At 45.2% G+C, this 15500-nt stretch carries 12 protein-coding genes; 10 read left to right on the top strand and 2 right to left on the bottom strand.

The window, feature by feature from the left end; genetic code table 11:
- The first annotated feature begins 287 nt into the window (after window positions 1-287).
- From HY879_26200 to HY879_26180, 5 genes are all read left to right on the top strand, one after another.
- Complete coding sequence (locus HY879_26200; GenBank protein MBI5606838.1) at window positions 288-761, top strand: hypothetical protein; 474 nt, start codon at window positions 288-290, stop codon at window positions 759-761.
- A 283-nt stretch (window positions 762-1044) separates the two neighbouring features.
- Complete coding sequence (locus HY879_26195) at window positions 1045-1998, top strand: hydrogenase small subunit (GenBank protein MBI5606837.1); 954 nt, start codon at window positions 1045-1047, stop codon at window positions 1996-1998.
- Between the two features lie 56 nt (window positions 1999-2054).
- On the top strand, window positions 2055-3740 hold the full coding sequence (locus HY879_26190) for a nickel-dependent hydrogenase large subunit (protein MBI5606836.1): 1686 nt from the start codon (window positions 2055-2057) through the stop codon (window positions 3738-3740).
- A gap of 88 nt (window positions 3741-3828) precedes the next feature.
- Entirely contained in the window at window positions 3829-4368 is a 540-nt protein-coding gene (locus HY879_26185; GenBank protein ID MBI5606835.1) for a HyaD/HybD family hydrogenase maturation endopeptidase, read from the top strand.
- 142 nt (window positions 4369-4510) lie between these two features.
- The gene (locus tag HY879_26180) at window positions 4511-5467 is read left to right on the top strand and encodes an amidohydrolase family protein (protein ID MBI5606834.1); all 957 of its coding nucleotides are present in this window, start codon (window positions 4511-4513) and stop codon (window positions 5465-5467) included.
- Between the two features lie 193 nt (window positions 5468-5660).
- Here the strand turns inward: HY879_26180 and HY879_26175 are convergent, their stop codons facing one another.
- On the bottom strand, window positions 5661-7010 hold the full coding sequence (locus HY879_26175) for a sigma-54-dependent Fis family transcriptional regulator (protein ID MBI5606833.1): 1350 nt from the start codon (window positions 7008-7010) through the stop codon (window positions 5661-5663).
- Between the two features lie 265 nt (window positions 7011-7275).
- Between HY879_26175 and HY879_26170 the strand changes: the two genes are divergently transcribed.
- From HY879_26170 to HY879_26150, 5 genes are all read left to right on the top strand, one after another.
- The gene (locus tag HY879_26170; protein ID MBI5606832.1) at window positions 7276-8256 is read left to right on the top strand and encodes a hypothetical protein; all 981 of its coding nucleotides are present in this window, start codon (window positions 7276-7278) and stop codon (window positions 8254-8256) included.
- Window positions 8257-8498: 242 nt separating this feature from the next.
- Window positions 8499-10070: a radical SAM protein gene (locus tag HY879_26165; GenBank protein ID MBI5606831.1), complete on the top strand. Its 1572-nt coding sequence runs from the start codon at window positions 8499-8501 to the stop codon at window positions 10068-10070.
- Between the two features lie 20 nt (window positions 10071-10090).
- Window positions 10091-11629 carry a radical SAM protein gene (locus tag HY879_26160; protein ID MBI5606830.1) on the top strand — a complete coding sequence of 513 codons (1539 nt, stop codon included), beginning with the start codon at window positions 10091-10093 and terminating at the stop codon, window positions 11627-11629.
- Between the two features lie 23 nt (window positions 11630-11652).
- Complete coding sequence (locus HY879_26155; GenBank protein MBI5606829.1) at window positions 11653-13635, top strand: GAF domain-containing protein; 1983 nt, start codon at window positions 11653-11655, stop codon at window positions 13633-13635.
- A 24-nt stretch (window positions 13636-13659) separates the two neighbouring features.
- Window positions 13660-14805: a hypothetical protein gene (locus tag HY879_26150; protein ID MBI5606828.1), complete on the top strand. Its 1146-nt coding sequence runs from the start codon at window positions 13660-13662 to the stop codon at window positions 14803-14805.
- Between the two features lie 8 nt (window positions 14806-14813).
- On the opposite strand, the gene HY879_26145 is transcribed toward HY879_26150, so the two are convergent.
- On the bottom strand, window positions 14814-15500 hold a 687-nt coding region (locus HY879_26145), incomplete at its 5' end, for a nicotinate phosphoribosyltransferase (GenBank protein MBI5606827.1).

The raw sequence follows: 15500 nt of genomic DNA, 5'->3' as shown, positions 1-15500 counted from the left end.
TAATGAATCCGGGAAAGTATTAAGCCCTCATGCCCCTGGGGGCGCCACGAAGCATGAAAAAGGATTCAAGGGGTCCAGGGGCCAAGGATTCAAGTGAAAGGCTTGGAATTTAAAACCTGCGGTTCCCCGGAGAGGAACCTTTTCTATAACTCGACGAATCGGCTCCCAAAAGGGAGCCTCTTCGGAAGCTCGGCGGAGCCGAGCGGGCCGAGCGGCTGAACCCTCGAATCCTGTCCCGCCTTTTGCGGGATTGAACCCTATTTTCGAACTAAACAGGAGGCTTAGAAATGTATCTATTTAAACAAATCAAGGTTGCCAAGGATGCTATTTGGATCGGCAGACCCAAGAATGAAGATTTAGACAGTCTTTTTCAACAGGGGTACCAGAAAATTTTGGACATTATGCCCTCGGCTCTGAAGGATAAAGGGCTGGCTCGGCGGGCCCGGGGGGCTGGAATGGGTTATCATCATATCCCGGTGGAAGCCTGTGATCAGGATAGCTGCCATATAGAAGCCGAGTGGGTACCCCGCTTTTTCCGCTTTATGAAGCGTTCGTGTCAAGGCCCGATAATCATCAACACGGATGATGAAACATTAGGGGTCAGTCTGCTGGTGCTGGCCAATTATTTTTTGGAAGGAAAGCCTTATCAAGAGGTTATCCGCTCCGTAGAAGAGATGGGAATCTTGTTAAAAGGCAGGAGAGATATCAAGAGGTTCCTGCGTGATTTTTATAAGAAGTACCCGAACAAACAACTCCAATAATCCCAATGATATAATAGGGGTACAGGGAACCGGTAGGAAAAAAATACTGTCAGAAACCTTTAAAAATAAGGGTATCGCCCGATTTAAATTTTTTTGGATTCGGTGTTAAAATTAAAATATTAGGAATGACAGAAGGTCTTGTTACGGGTCCATCAAAAATAATTGAACTGGATGAAAGGTGGTGATGCGGATCTGAAATAAGGATTTCTCGTCAGGAAGGATAACTTATATTTTTTTTGAGGTTTAGGCTCTTAACGCACCCACCTAAAATAGGAGATTGGATATGAAGATGAATATCGGTCTGGCCAAGGAAGGGGTTGAGGAACGTCTAAAAAACCGGGGGGTTTCCCGCCGGGAATTTCTTAAATTTTGTGGAAGTATTGCCGTCATTATGGGTCTTGATGCCTCCTATGCACCCAAGATCGCTGAAGCCCTGACTGCTAAAAAAAGACCTTCTGTAGTCTACCTGAGCAATGCCGAGTGTACGGGTTGTTCGGAAGCCCTGCTCAGGACAATGCAACCTTATATTGACGAGTTGATTCTGGATACCATTTCTCTGGATTACCAGGAAAATCTCATGGCCGGCGCCGGAAGCGCCGTTGAAGCCGCCCTGCACCAGGCGATTAAATCCCCGGAAGGTTATATCTGTGTTATCGAGGGGGCAATTCCTACCAAAAACAATGGCCTCTATGGGAAGGTGGCCGGCAAGACCATGTTGCAGATTTGCAGCACTATAGCTCCCAAGGCTAAAGCGGTTATTTCCATGGGGGCCTGTGCCTCCTTTGGCGGCATTCAGGCCGCCAAGCCCAATCCGACCGGGGCCAAAGGGGTTAATGCCGCCCTGAAGCATCTAAAGGTAAAGGCCATCAACGTTCCCGGTTGCCCCCCCAATCCTCATAATTTTGTCGGGACCGTCGTCCATTATCTGACCAAAGGGGTCCCTAAACTGGACGCCAATAATCGCCCCGTTATATTTTACGGTGAGACCGTCCATGACCAGTGTCCCCGCCGAAAACATTTTGAAAAAGAAGAATTCGCTCCCTCCTTCGGATCCGAAGAAGCCAGGAAAGGCTGGTGCCTCTATAAACTGGGCTGCAAAGGACCGGATACCTTTAATAACTGTCCCAAGATAAAATTTAACCAGACCAACTTCCCCATGCAGGCCGGACACCCCTGCCTCGGATGCAGCGAACCGGACTTTTGGGACAAGATGAGCCCATTTTATGAAGCAGGCTGAAAAAAAACTTTCACGACCCTGGTTAAGAATTTTATCCCTTGAGAAGGAGGAAAATTATGTCTGCCACTAGTCCCCAAGCAACTCCCAAAAGTAATTACAGCGGATCGATCGTCCTCGATCCGATTACCCGGATAGAGGGCCACCTGCGTATAGAAGTGGAAGTTAAAAATGGTAAGGTACACAATGCCTGGTCCAGCGCCCAGCTCTTTCGGGGCCTGGAAATAATCCTGAAGGGCAGGGACCCCCGGGATGCCCAGCACTTCACCCAGCGGGCCTGCGGGGTCTGTACCTATGTGCATGCCCTGGCGGCCACCCGTTGTGTGGATAACGCCGTAGGGGTCAAGATTCCCGAAAATGCCCGCCTGATAAGAAATCTGGTTATGGCCTGTCAATTCATGCACGATCACATCGTCCATTTTTATCACCTTCATGCCCTGGATTGGGTGGATGTAACCAGCGCCTTGAAAGCCGATCCGGCCAAGGCGGCCAAAATTGCCAATGACATTTCTCCGAACCGGAGAACCCAGACAGCCGACCTCAAAGCCGTCCAGGACAAACTCAAGGCCTTTGTGGACAACGGCCAATTAGGGATCTTCGCCAACGCCTATTTCCTGGGCGGTCATCCGGCGTACTATCTGCCCCCGGAAGTCAATCTCGTCGCCACGGCCCATTATCTGGAAGCCCTGCGCCTCCAGGTCAAGGCGGCCCGGGCCATGGCTATCTTCGGAGCCAAGAATCCCCATACCCAGTTTACCGTCGTCGGTGGAGTGACTTGTTATGAGGCCTTGAGTCCCGAACGGATAGCCGAGTTTATGGGCCTTTATAAAGAAACCAAGCAATTTATTGATGAAGTCTATATCCCGGACCTTTTGGCCGTGGCTTCCTATTACAAGGATTGGGCCGGGATCGGCGGCTGCACCAATTTCCTCAGTTTCGGAGAATTTCCGGAAGAAGAAACCAATCTGGAAAGCCGCTGGTTTCCTCCCGGGATCATCATGAAACGGGAACTCGGAAATGTCCAAAAGTTTGACCCCCAGGCCATCTATGAGCATGTGAGCCATAGCTGGTACGCCGGCAGCAAGGCCCTGAAGCCCATGAATGGAGTCACCGTACCTAAATACACCAGGCTGGAGGACAAACAGCGCTATTCCTGGATGAAGGCCCCCCGTTATCAAGGAAAAGCCATGGAAACAGGACCGCTGGCTGCTGTCTTGATGGCCTATGCCAAAGGTCAGAAAGAATGCAAGGGGTTGGTCGATCTGGCCTTAAAGCACCTCGGGGTTGGACCGGAGGCCCTTTTCTCAACCCTCGGGAGGACCGCTGCCCGAGGTATCGAATGTGCCGCCATAGCCGCTAGGGTGGAAAGCTGGATCAATCAATTGAGTGAAAATCTTAAAAAAGGCGATGGCAAGATCTACGAAGAGTGGAAAATGCCTAATGAGGGCAAAGGGGTCGGGTTTGTTAACGCCCCCCGAGGGGCCTTGAGCCACTGGATGACTATGAAGAAGGGGAAAATCGAAAACTACCAACTGGTCGTTCCCTCTACCTGGAACCTGGGACCCCGTTGCGGGGGCGGACAGTTAGGGCCAGTGGAAGAGGCATTGATCGGCACACCAGTAGCGGACCCGAAGCGTCCGGTAGAGGTCTTGCGTACCGTCCATTCCTTTGATCCCTGCATTGCCTGCGGAGTCCATATTATCGATCCGCAGACCAATGAGATGTATGCCTTCAAGGTGTTATAACACGTTGCGCGTTACGGGTTTATGTAAGATCCTGATACGCAATAGGCACCAGTAACGAGTAACCTGCAACCAGCAACAGGGAATTTTTATGAGTAACAGCACCGGTAAAAAAATCCTGGTCCTGGGGGTCGGGAATATACTCCTGCGGGATGAAGGCGTCGGGGTCCGGGTAGTGGAAAGGCTTCTGGAGCACTATACCTTTCCGCAACAGGTGACCCTTATGGATGGCGGTATCCTGGGGCTCAAACTGATGGATTATATCATCGCCTCCGATTATTTAATTGTTATCGATGCGGTATTAAACGGCGGAAATCCGGGGATCCTTTATCGCCTGACCGGGGATCAGATCCGTAAAAGCCTGGCTTTTAAGAACTCATTGCATCAAACGGACCTTGTAGAAACGCTGGTCTGTTGTGAACTGGTGGGTAAGCGCCCGGAAACGGTGGTTATCGGCATTGAACCAAAGGATTACTCTCCCTGGTCCGACGAATTGACTCCGGTTATCCGAGATAGACTCCCGGACATGGTCCAAAAAGTGCTGCAGGAGATTGAAGTGGCGGGCGGTGAACCCGTTATTCTAAGCTCTCTGGCCCCTAAAAGACCGCCACAGAAGATGAAAAATTTTTAAGGCGATGGGCAATAGGCGATGGGCAAAGTGCAGGATTTAAGGTTTTTCCCCTTGCAACTTGAAACTTGCATCTTGCAACTCTATTCTTTGACTGACCCCCGACCCCTGATCCCTGGCCCCTATTTTCTTACAAACGTCTATCATGAACCTCATTCAACCCGTCGACCGTAATTTATCAAAAATTCCACCCTTTCATGACGCCCATATCCATTTCATGGTTGATGGGCGTCAGACCACCCTTGATGATTGGCTGCCTTTGTGCACTCAATATTTATCCAGAGGCATTCTTTCCATTCAGGATATGGGTCATAAAAGCGGTCTTGGTCTGGAAGTCAAAAAAATAAAAGGCAAGCCCAAAGAGCCTTTCTTAAAGATTCAAACCGCTGGCTTCGCCCTTTATAAAAAAGGGACCTATGGGCAATTTTTAGGAAAAGGGGTCTCGGGCAGAAAGGAGATAGCAGCGGCCATCCGGAACCTGGCAGAGACCGGTGCCGATTTTATCAAGATCATCAATTCAGGCATCGTCTCTTTCCTGGAGAAAAACCCCGTTAGTGGCGGGGGCTTCTCTTCGGAAGAATGGAAGGTCATTCAGGAGGAAGCTGGCCGATACCGGTTAAAAATATTCTGCCATGCCAATGGAGGCCCGGCCATCGGACAGGCCATCCACGGGGGGGCTGCATCGATTGAACATGGTTTTTTCATTTCCAGGGAGACCCTTCATGAAATGGTCGAAAAAAGAGTTTCCTGGACCCCTACAGTGAATGCCCTTCTGAGTATAAGAGCTTTCCTGACTGGAAAAGAGCAAAGGCAGCTTGACCAGGTAGTCGAGAATCACCTGAAGGCCGTTTATTATGCCGCCGAGGCGGGGGTGCAGTTGCGGGTGGGGACCGATAGCGGTTCCAAAGGGGTTGCAACCGGAGAATCTTTCTTCAAAGAACTCCGGCTTTTTAAAAAGGCCGGATTATCTTTAGGGCAAATACTATCTGCCGCCTGCCTCGATCCTGAAGAGATTGAGCCGGGGAATTACCTCTTGGTAAATAAAAATTTCATCGACCAGGGAAGGGTGGAAGCGGTTATTGGTAGTCGCCACGAGGCCTGAAAAAACGAATTTCGAATGTCGAATAACGAATACTGAATGTCGAAGGAGGCGAAAAAAACTTCATAATTCGAAATTCGGTTTTTCTTATTAAATGCGCATGCCCTACCGGGTCACCACGAAGAAGATTTTCCCGATTTTTCTTTACCTATAGCCTCGTGCCTATAGCCTATAGCCCGTATTTTCTATTTTCTCACTAACCCGTTATCCCTAATTCGTTTAATTTGTTGTTCAGGGTGTTCCGATGAACATCTAATATTTTTGCTGCTTCTTTTCTGTTAAAATTTACTTTTTCAAGTACTTCGAGGATATACTTTTTTTCAAAAGCATTCACGGCGTCTTTCAGCCCCAGATTTTTGGGACTCTCTTTTTTTGAATAGTTTAAAATCGCAATATCTCTGAGCGTAATAACGGGATCCTTGATAATGGTGGTTAATCTTTCAACCAGATTCTTAAGTTCTCTGACATTTCCCGGCCAATCATAGTTTTTTAAGGCCTCTAAAGCCTCGGGAGAAATCTTTTGGGGTGGTTTTCCCGTTTTCTTGGCCTGTATTTCAAAAAAATGATTGATCAGTAAAACGATATCCATTGTTTTCTCTCTTAATGGAGGGAGCGCGATCGGTAATACATTTAACCGGTAAAAGAGATCTTCTCGAAATTCCTCTTTTTCGATCAAAAGGGGAAGATCCTTATTGGAAGCTGCAATAAACCGCACATCCAGCTTAATGACCTTGCTGCTGCCTAATCTTTCAAATTCCTTTTCCTGAATAATTCTTAGAAGTTTGCCCTGCATAGCAATATTGAGCGAATCGATGTCATCCAGAAAGGCCGTCCCTTTATCAGCGATTTCCAGCTTGCCCATCACGGTTGTGGTCGCACCGGTAAATGCCCCTTTTTGGTACCCAAAAATTTCACTTTCCATAAGGGTCGACGGTATAGCCGCACAATTAATGACTACAAAGGGTTGGTCTTTACGCTGACTTCGATTATGGATGGCTCTGGCAACCAGTTCCTTTCCCGTGCCGCTTTCGCCTTGAATGAGTACGGTTCCATCGGTTTGAGAAATCATGGAAATCGTATCAAAGACCTTGATCATTTTGGGATCCTGGCCGATCATTTTTTCAAAAAATTGATATCGTCCCAACTCATTTTTAAGATAAATTACTTTTTTTATAAGATCGTGTTTTTCAATGGCCCGTTTGATGACCTTTAGTACTTCATCCACATCGAAGGGTTTGACGATATAATCATAAGCCCCCAGTCTGATTGCCTTTATGGCTGTTTGAATATCTTTAACGGCTGTGATCATAATAATTTCCATATTGGAGTCTAATTCTTTGAATTTCTCCAAGAGGTCTAAACCATTTATGTCGGGTAAAAGGATATCCAATAAGATCAGGTCAACGGCATTTTTATTAAAAAGATCCAGTGCTTCGGTTCCAGTGGCTGCAAGGTAGACTTTGTGTTCATCTTTTAAAACCATTTTAAAAGATTGAAGGACCCCATATTCATCATCAACCACTAAAATAGCCGCCCTATTACACATCCGGATCTCCCCCTTTTCCTCTAAAAAGATTCGTTTTATTTTTTTCTAAAAAGTAATGGGACTTCAGTAATAAATCAAGAAAAAAAATGCCCAAGATTTTGTGCAAGAATGCCCAAGATTTTGTGCAAAACTAAGAGAAGGGATTAAGCTTTATATTATTTAACTAATTGTAATATAAAACTATTCTTTGTTTTAATTTCATCCTGGTACCCTGGCATATTTATTGCCTTCCTATAGACAGATTTTAAATCTGGAGGGCCTCTTTATGCATTTAAATCTTAGCTCCTTTCTTCAATGGAAGATAAATATCCATTTATATCGGAAGCTGGGTTGGCGACTGGCCTTGGTTTATATCATGATCCTGGGGAGGTTTTACTTTCTCTTTAAACGAAAAGAAAAGAAGAAGATCGAAGGGGCCATCAAAACCGTTTTTGGTAGTCAAAAAGGTCCCCATGAAATTAAAATGATTGTCAAGGGAGTTTTGCGCGGTATATTGTGGCATTATTTTGAAAAAATTTATAATGTCTATACGCCGGTCGAGCGTTTGAAAAATTTTTTTGATCACCATATACAACCTGAAGGGATTGGTGCTATAGAGCAGGGGATAGCCCGTGGAAAGGGAGTACTCATGGTGACCAGCCATTTTGGAGGGATCGAGTACATTCCAAAGTATTTGGCAACCCGGAATTTTCCGGTTACCATCCTGGCAAAATTTTCTTCGGAACATCTTCGCAATATCTCCCTGGAACAGGCCGGCCAGTTGGCAATCAATCTTATTGATCCAACTATTTGTCCGAACATCATTAAAATGATGTTAGATAACTTGAGAAAGAACAGGATCGTAATCACCCAGTGTGATGAGATAGAGGAATGGAGGCCTTCTTTACATGAAGAAGTATTTTTTTTAGGAAAGCGCATCCATTTGGACAAAACGATCAATACCTTATTAAAAAGAGGCGATACGACCCTTGTTTTTGCACTGATGCACAGAGTCGATCACCACGGCTACCAATTTGTCGCCCATTCACGGGATGAAATCCTTGGTGCCTTTGAACCGTCAGCCAATAGGACCGTTGGAGAGTTGGTCTTAAGATACCTTGAGCAATATATTTACCATCATCCTGAAGAATGGTACCAGTGGAAGAAGGTTCCCGAAATTAAGACAGCCAGGGGAACGGCTGTTCCTGCGGGGGATATAAAATCTCCGGCTTGGATGCGGCCAGCCCTTGAAGGAATTCCTCAATAATTAGTTCGAAAATAGGGTTCAAGGATTCCAGGATTCGAGGGTTCAGCCGCTCGGCCCGCTCGGCTCCGCCGAGCTTCCGAAGAGGCTCCCTTTTGGGAGCCGATTCGTCGAGCTATAGAAAAGGTGCCCCTCCGGGGAACCGCAGGTTTTAAATTCCAAGCCTTTCACTTGAATCCTTGGCCCCTGGACCCCTTGAATCCTTTTTCATGATTCGTCGCGCCCCCTGGGCATGAGAGTTTAATATGGATGTATTGATTATTGCCGGAATATCCAAAAGCAGCGGAAGCCAATATGGTGTTGGACAACAGGTTGTCCTGGATGGGAAGGTGATGAGTTACACCAACTTACAAAAAACCTTTGGTGTCAACTCACCGAATAACGCATCCAATTACAATACACCCTATTTGGCGGGAATCTATTTATACAATTATCTTTCTCGGCGTGGCATTAATTGTGGACTGATCAATTTTTTGGATATTGAGATAGACTCATTTATTAAATTTATTAAACAATCTCCGAAAGTTATTGCCCTTTCTTCCACCTTCTTGACCAGTATTCAATTAGTCAAAAAAGTTACCCAACTGATACGCCGGTATGCCCCGGATATTAAAATTATTCTGGGAGGCCCTCTGGTCTATAATAGTTATTTGTTATATCAGTTAAGGAACAGTAATTATGACACCGCTTCTTGTCGGCAGGATTATTTTTTTTTAAATACGGAAGAGTTTTATCACCAGGATATTGACTTGTTTGTCATAGAGGAGCAGGGCGAGGAAACTCTGAGACAAATCGTTTGGGCAATAAAAAATTGCCGGGATTATAAAGAGATACCGAACCTGGCCTACTATCAGAACAATCAATTACACTTTACCGCCAGAAAGGCTGAGCATAATGATTTCGCAGAAGATTTAGTTCATTGGGATGAAATTCCGGAAGAGTTCGTTTATCCCATCTTCCCCATGAGAGGCTCACGGGGTTGTCCTTATAGATGTCGGTATTGCAATTTTTCTCCCAATCGACTCTTTCAGCTCAAAAGTCCGGAAATTTTAGGGCAGGAAATCGCAGCGTTAGTCAAAACGGGCCGGGCAAAAATGATTCGATTTACCGATGATAATCTTTTTTTGACCCGAAAACAGGTAGAACAATATTGCCGAAAGATTATTGCGGTTGGCAAGGGCATAAGATGGTCATCCTTTATACGGGCCAACTCCATCTCCAAGGAGAATGTTAAATTGATTAGGGATTCCGGGTGTATAGCTACCATGATCGGCATGGAATCCGGGAATAAAAACATTTTAAAGGAAATGAATAAAGAGGATACGCCGGAGCATTATCTGGAAGCCATAGCGTTATTGAACGCACAGGGCATTTCCACTCAACTCAGCTTTCTTATCGGTTTTCCAGGTGAAACACCTCAGACCATAGAAGACACCGTCAGCCTGATCAATCAATTTCCTTATCAAGGACCTGCCCTTAACGAAGTGTCCATATTTCCTTTTGGATTGGCTCCATTGTCTCCGATATACAGCCCCGAATACAGGGAAAAATATCATTTGAGCGGGTATATGATGGATTGGTCACATGGCACCATGAATTCAGAGGAGGCTAAAAAATATGCCGGAGAACTTTTTGTCCGGTTAAAGCATGTCCATGGCCATTATGGTATTGAAGAATTGATTCTGTTGAATATAACGAAGCTGAAAAAATTAGCAGAACTCCGTTCTCAAATTCGCCGGGCTGAAATGACAAGGAACTCCACACCGATGAATGAACCGCTCTGGAAAGAACTGAAAGAAGTAGTGCTTTCAGATTAACTGGTTTAAGGAATTATACATTGATCTTATTCATTGAACCCATTTCGAAAAATATCGGGATGTACGTGCCGGCTTATCCCTTACCCATTATGGAGATCGGAAGCTTTGTAAGATCCAATCTCCCTTCTATTGATATCGAAATCATTTCTCTTCCTATGGATTATGGTCTGCCCCTTACCCAGGAAGGGAAGGAAAAAATTTACCGGGACCTTTTAAAGGATATTTCCGATTTGAAACCTAAAGGAATAGGTATATCCTGTACTGCCATCGCCCAGGCCGAAGAGGTTATCTATCTAAGTGAAATTATTAAATCTTGTGATCCGGACCTTTTTATTTTTTTAGGGGGTTATTTCCCGACGATCTATTTTGAAGAAATATTTTCCAGGACATCGGCCATTGATCTCATTGTGGTGGGGGAGGGCGAGCTACCTACTCTGGCCCTGGTCAATCTGTTGGAAAAGGGAATAAATCCGTGGGAGGAAGAAATTTCTAATTTGGCCTGGAAGAAAAATGGAAGGATTTATAAAACCAAACCCGGCCCGAGATTTAATCTTGGTCAGAAGGCCTTGCTTAACTTGGATTTATTGAAATTCCCCAAAGCTTACGATGTGTTGCCGTATGCCTTCAGCCGAGGGTGCTCTTTTCAATGTAATTTCTGTTTGGAGGAGTTTATCAGACCCCTCAGACAGGAAGTGCCCCAGACCATTGTTCGAGAAGATTTAAGGCGCTTAGCGCATCAAAGCGATGCCCATACCTTACTTATTGGCGATGCCCTCTTTAAATCCTTTAACCTGTTCCCATTGATCAGGTCTTTAGGGCTTATGATTAATTTTGAAACGCGTTGCGATATTTTGGATCCGGCCATTATCCCTCAATTTAAAGAGGTTTGCGGCGCCCTGGCCCTTGGATTTGAATCCGCAAGTTATAATACCCTGAGACGTATGAACAAGGTCAGAGATCGTTCCCATTATCAGAAATATATTGCCAATATGCGCATTATATTTCAAAAGGCGGTAGAAAATGAGATACCTCTATTGGTTTTCATGATTGCCGGCTATCCCGGGGATACTGAAGAGGACTTAATAGAGAGTCTTGATTTTGTAAGAACCTTGTCCAGAGACCAATCCTCCGGTGGATATGTCTTTAAAATCGGCGAGTGTCATGTTTATCCTAAAACGAAAACTTATGATCTGGCTTTATCCTTGCCAAACGTTATTTTCGACAATGATGGGGTTTTTGGACAAAATGTAGTCCGGCAATCCTCGAAGGATTTATCTTTTGAAACCATTTTGAAATATACCGAGTCCATATTTAATCTCTCCCATTTCACGCCCAAACTGCAGAAGGCCATTATGAATATAATGCCTTTTTTTAGATTACCCGGTGAAGCATTGGCGGATGCAATGATCCCGGATAGGTGTTATCAGAAAAATAGCAGGGACCTATTAAATGTCCAGGGACCGGCGCTTGCAAAATTCAGAGAACGGATTCCTGATCTTACTGAAAAATATAAAAAGGGGATGTCCGGCCAAAGAAGCAGCCGCAGCTTACTCCTCTAATCCTGAAAGCGTATCGAAATTTAATGAAAAAAGAGGTCAATTGTATAAATATCAAGGCGGTTCTTGACTACGTCAAGGAATTTAACCCGGAAGGGTTTCCGGCCCTTTTGAGCCATCTGGATACTGAAATCGACACGCTTCCAAATCCCGAAGAATTTTTACGAGATCACAATAATTGGATCTCTTGCGGTATCGCCTCGGAAATTTATAAAAGAGCCAAAATAATACTGAAGGATGAGATGGCCGCCTTTAAAATAGCCCAATATGCCGTTGAAAAAACTTCCTTAGGATATGCCTACCGGATCATTGTAAAAGCTTTTTGGTCTAATAAAAAAGCCATCAAACACATCCAAAGAATTAACGATAAATGGAACAGGAACAAGAGGGTTGAGGTTGTAGAAAATCAACGAAACAGAGCCATTGTTCGATTACATTGGAACCCGCAGATGGAGGTTTCCAAAGATTTATGTTTATACAATCAGGGCGCTTATATTTTCATGGCAACGATATGGGGAGGTATGCCGATTTCCCTTAAGGAAAAGTGTTGTTATTTTGAGGGGGCCCCCTATTGTGAATACCATTTAAGCTGGCCCTTAAGAAATAAATTTCACGAGGTCCTTTCCAGGATTTTTTCCTCCAGATCGATCATTATGGAAACCATCAAGGAAATGGAGGAAGACAAGAAAGTTATCGAGGAAAAATACGAAGAGGTCAATCGATTGAATCTTGAGCTTAATTATAAAATTAAGCAGCTTATCGCCATACAGGAAACCGGAAAGGCCATCCTGTCCGTTTTGGACCTCAATCAATTGCTATCGGTTATCATGAATATTCTGTCCAATGTCTGTCAGATCCATCGGGCCTTGATTATGGTGGTCAATGAGGAAGAGGGATGCCTCGAATATCTCTACGCGGTGGGCTTCCCTGGAGAAATCCCGAAGGCCGTCAGTACTTACAGGGTTCCACTGACCCGGGTCAGTAACATCCTGGTGCGGGTAACCAATACAGGCAAATCGGAATATGTTCCTGAAGTCAAGAATTCTTTATTAAACAGAGAAAATATTGTCTTAATCCATGGGAAGCCCAGTTCGATCTATGTGGTCCCGTTGATAACCCGATCTAAGGTTATCGGGGTGATCGTTACCGATTCCGTAGATGGCCAGGGCATTCCAAGCGTCATCAGGGAAACCTTGGAGGTTTTTGCCCCCCAGATCGCCATTGCCATCGAAAATGCCCGATTATATAGCAGGCTCCAAGCCCAGATGGAAGAGTTGAAGAAATCGCAGGACCTGCTCAGCCGGGCGGATAAACTCTCTTTTTTTGGTAATCTGGCGGCCAGACTGGCCCATGAGATCAAAAATCCACTGGTGGCCATAAGAACTTTTCTTCAGATGTTCCCCCAAAAGTATGACGATGAAGAGTTTAGAAATGATTTCCACAAAATTGCCCTGGAAGAGACCAATCGGGTCAATAATTTGCTTACCGAGCTCCTCGATCTGGCCAAAACCAGGGAATCCCACTATGAGTTGACCGATCTCCATGGGTTGATTGAAAAAATGATCCTTTTGATCTCACCCCAGTCCAAGGGTAAGCATATCGAGATTGTCAAAATTTTTCATCCTCATATCGGACTGGTATGGATGGATCCGGAAAAAATAAAACAGGTCATATTAAACCTCTTCTTTAATGCCATTGAGTTCACCCCCACTGGAGGAAAAATAGAGATTGAAACGAAAAAAAATACCGAAAAAAGGAAAAATCGAAAGATTTGTATCGTGATTAAGGATAATGGAGCGGGAATCCCCCAGTCTAACATCCATAAAATCTTTGATCCCTATTTTACAACGAAACACAAAAGCAATCATCATAATGGTACGGGCCTTGGTCTATTTATCGCCTATCAAAACATGTTGGACCATCAGGGGTCTATCGACGTGGAAAGCACGGTCAATGAAGGAACGAAATTCACCCTGTTCTTACCCGCCGCACCGCCATCCGAATTTTAATTTTTTGCTATTGGACAACAGTTTATGAAAATTGAACAGGTTAAAACCTATAAGATCTCTCTCCCGTTTCTCATGGATATTTCCCATTCTCTAACCAAAAGCGCTTCAGCCCAAAATATTGTCGTGGAGATGGTCGCCGATGGCGGAAAGATAAAAGGGTACGGGGAAGGCGCACCAAGAGATTACGTCACGGGAGGGTCTCAGCAAGAGGCCATCGAAAACATCCAGCAGATAGTCCGAAATAACCCATTCCCCTGGGAATTGTATGAAGCCTCTCAAATTTGGGACTTCATAGACGGACTTCCCGATAATAAAAGAACCAATCCGGCCATCTGCGCTCTCGAAATGGCTCTGTTAGATGCCCTGGGGAAGGCCCAGGAACGCAATATTATAAAATTTTTCCCTCATGATTTTCTGAGGTCCAAAGTATATTATGGATGCGGTCTTCCTCTGGCTGCCAAAGAAAAACTCACGGCCATGGGCCATCGGATTAAAAAACTGGAAATTAATAAAATCAAGCTTAAAATGGGGGGGATTCTTGAAAAGAATCAAGAGGCCTTTGAAATAATCCACCGGGTATTCGATGGCGATTATGATTTAAAAATTGATGTCAATTGTGCCTGGGGCGATGAACTGGCCTTAAGACATATCCCTCTCCTGAAAAAATACCATGTGCAAGTCGTCGAACAGCCCATGGTTCCGGATGATCCGGCTATTGCCCGATTCGCTGAAGCCATAGGGGATTGGGGGTTACGGTTAATGGCCGATGAATCGGCCTGTACTTATAGCGAGGTGGAAAAGCTTAATCATGAGGGACATTATAATATGATCAATGTCCGATTATCTAAACTGGGGGGATTCAGAAAATCATTAAAGATAATTGAATATTTAAGAAAAACAAACCTTTCTTTTCAAATCGGCTGCCACCTGGGAGAATCGGGCATTCTTTCTGCAGCCGGGAGGATATTAAGCCTGCTTTGCCGGGATTCCCTTTATGATGATGGTTCTTATGATCACCTGTTATTAAAAAAGAATATTACCCAACAACCCGTTTCCTTCGGACTCTATGGTGAAGCAGGGCCTTTAAACGGCCCCGGCCTGGGCGTAGAGATCAGTGAAAAAAATTTAAATCAACTGCGTGTTGCGCCTGTCCTTCTCATCGAACGGTGAAGTGAATCCTAAAAGGCCCCGCGAAGAAGATCCCGTTTCGCCTTCATCAGTTGCTTGCTCAGGCTGACATGATAGATATGGGGATTTTTGAAACGTTTAAATTCGGCACCCAGGTGCTCCAGATTTCGCTGGGTATTTTCCTGTACTTTTTTCAGAGACGGCATATTATAGATCAAACGGCCTTCTTGAAAAATCGGGATCAATAACTCCTGTCTGGAGAATTTGGGAGGATAGACCTTGCTGACATGGGGGATGGTCGGGTGATAGACCCGCAGCGGCTTGGTATCCCAATTTTCTTCTTCCAGAAACATCACGTCCCCGCGCATAAAACCCGAATCGTCAAAAAAACGGACGACCCTTTTTACCCCGGGATTGGTCACCTTTTCCGGGTTGTCAGACAGTTTGATTTTGGGTTGCATCCATCCGTTTTCCTCGATGGCGGTCAACTTATAGACTCCTCCCAGGGCCGGGGTGGAGTATGCGGTTACCAGTTTGGTGCCGACCCCCCAGGAATCAACCCGCCCCCCTTGTTTCTTGATACTTTCGATGATCCATTCGTCCAGATCGCTGGAGGCGAAGATCTTGGTCCCTTCAAATCCTTCCCGGTCTAACATCTTCCGGGCTTCTTTGCTTAAGTAGGCCAGGTCTCCGCTGTCAAGCCGGACCCCCTGTAAATTCCCCTTTCCCTGGGCTTT

The organism is Deltaproteobacteria bacterium, from assembly GCA_016219225.1.
Taxonomy (GTDB): domain Bacteria; phylum Desulfobacterota; class RBG-13-43-22; order RBG-13-43-22; family RBG-13-43-22; genus RBG-13-43-22.
The sequence above is the reverse complement of the archived record's forward strand: the minus strand, read 5'-3'. Positions and strand labels throughout refer to the sequence as shown.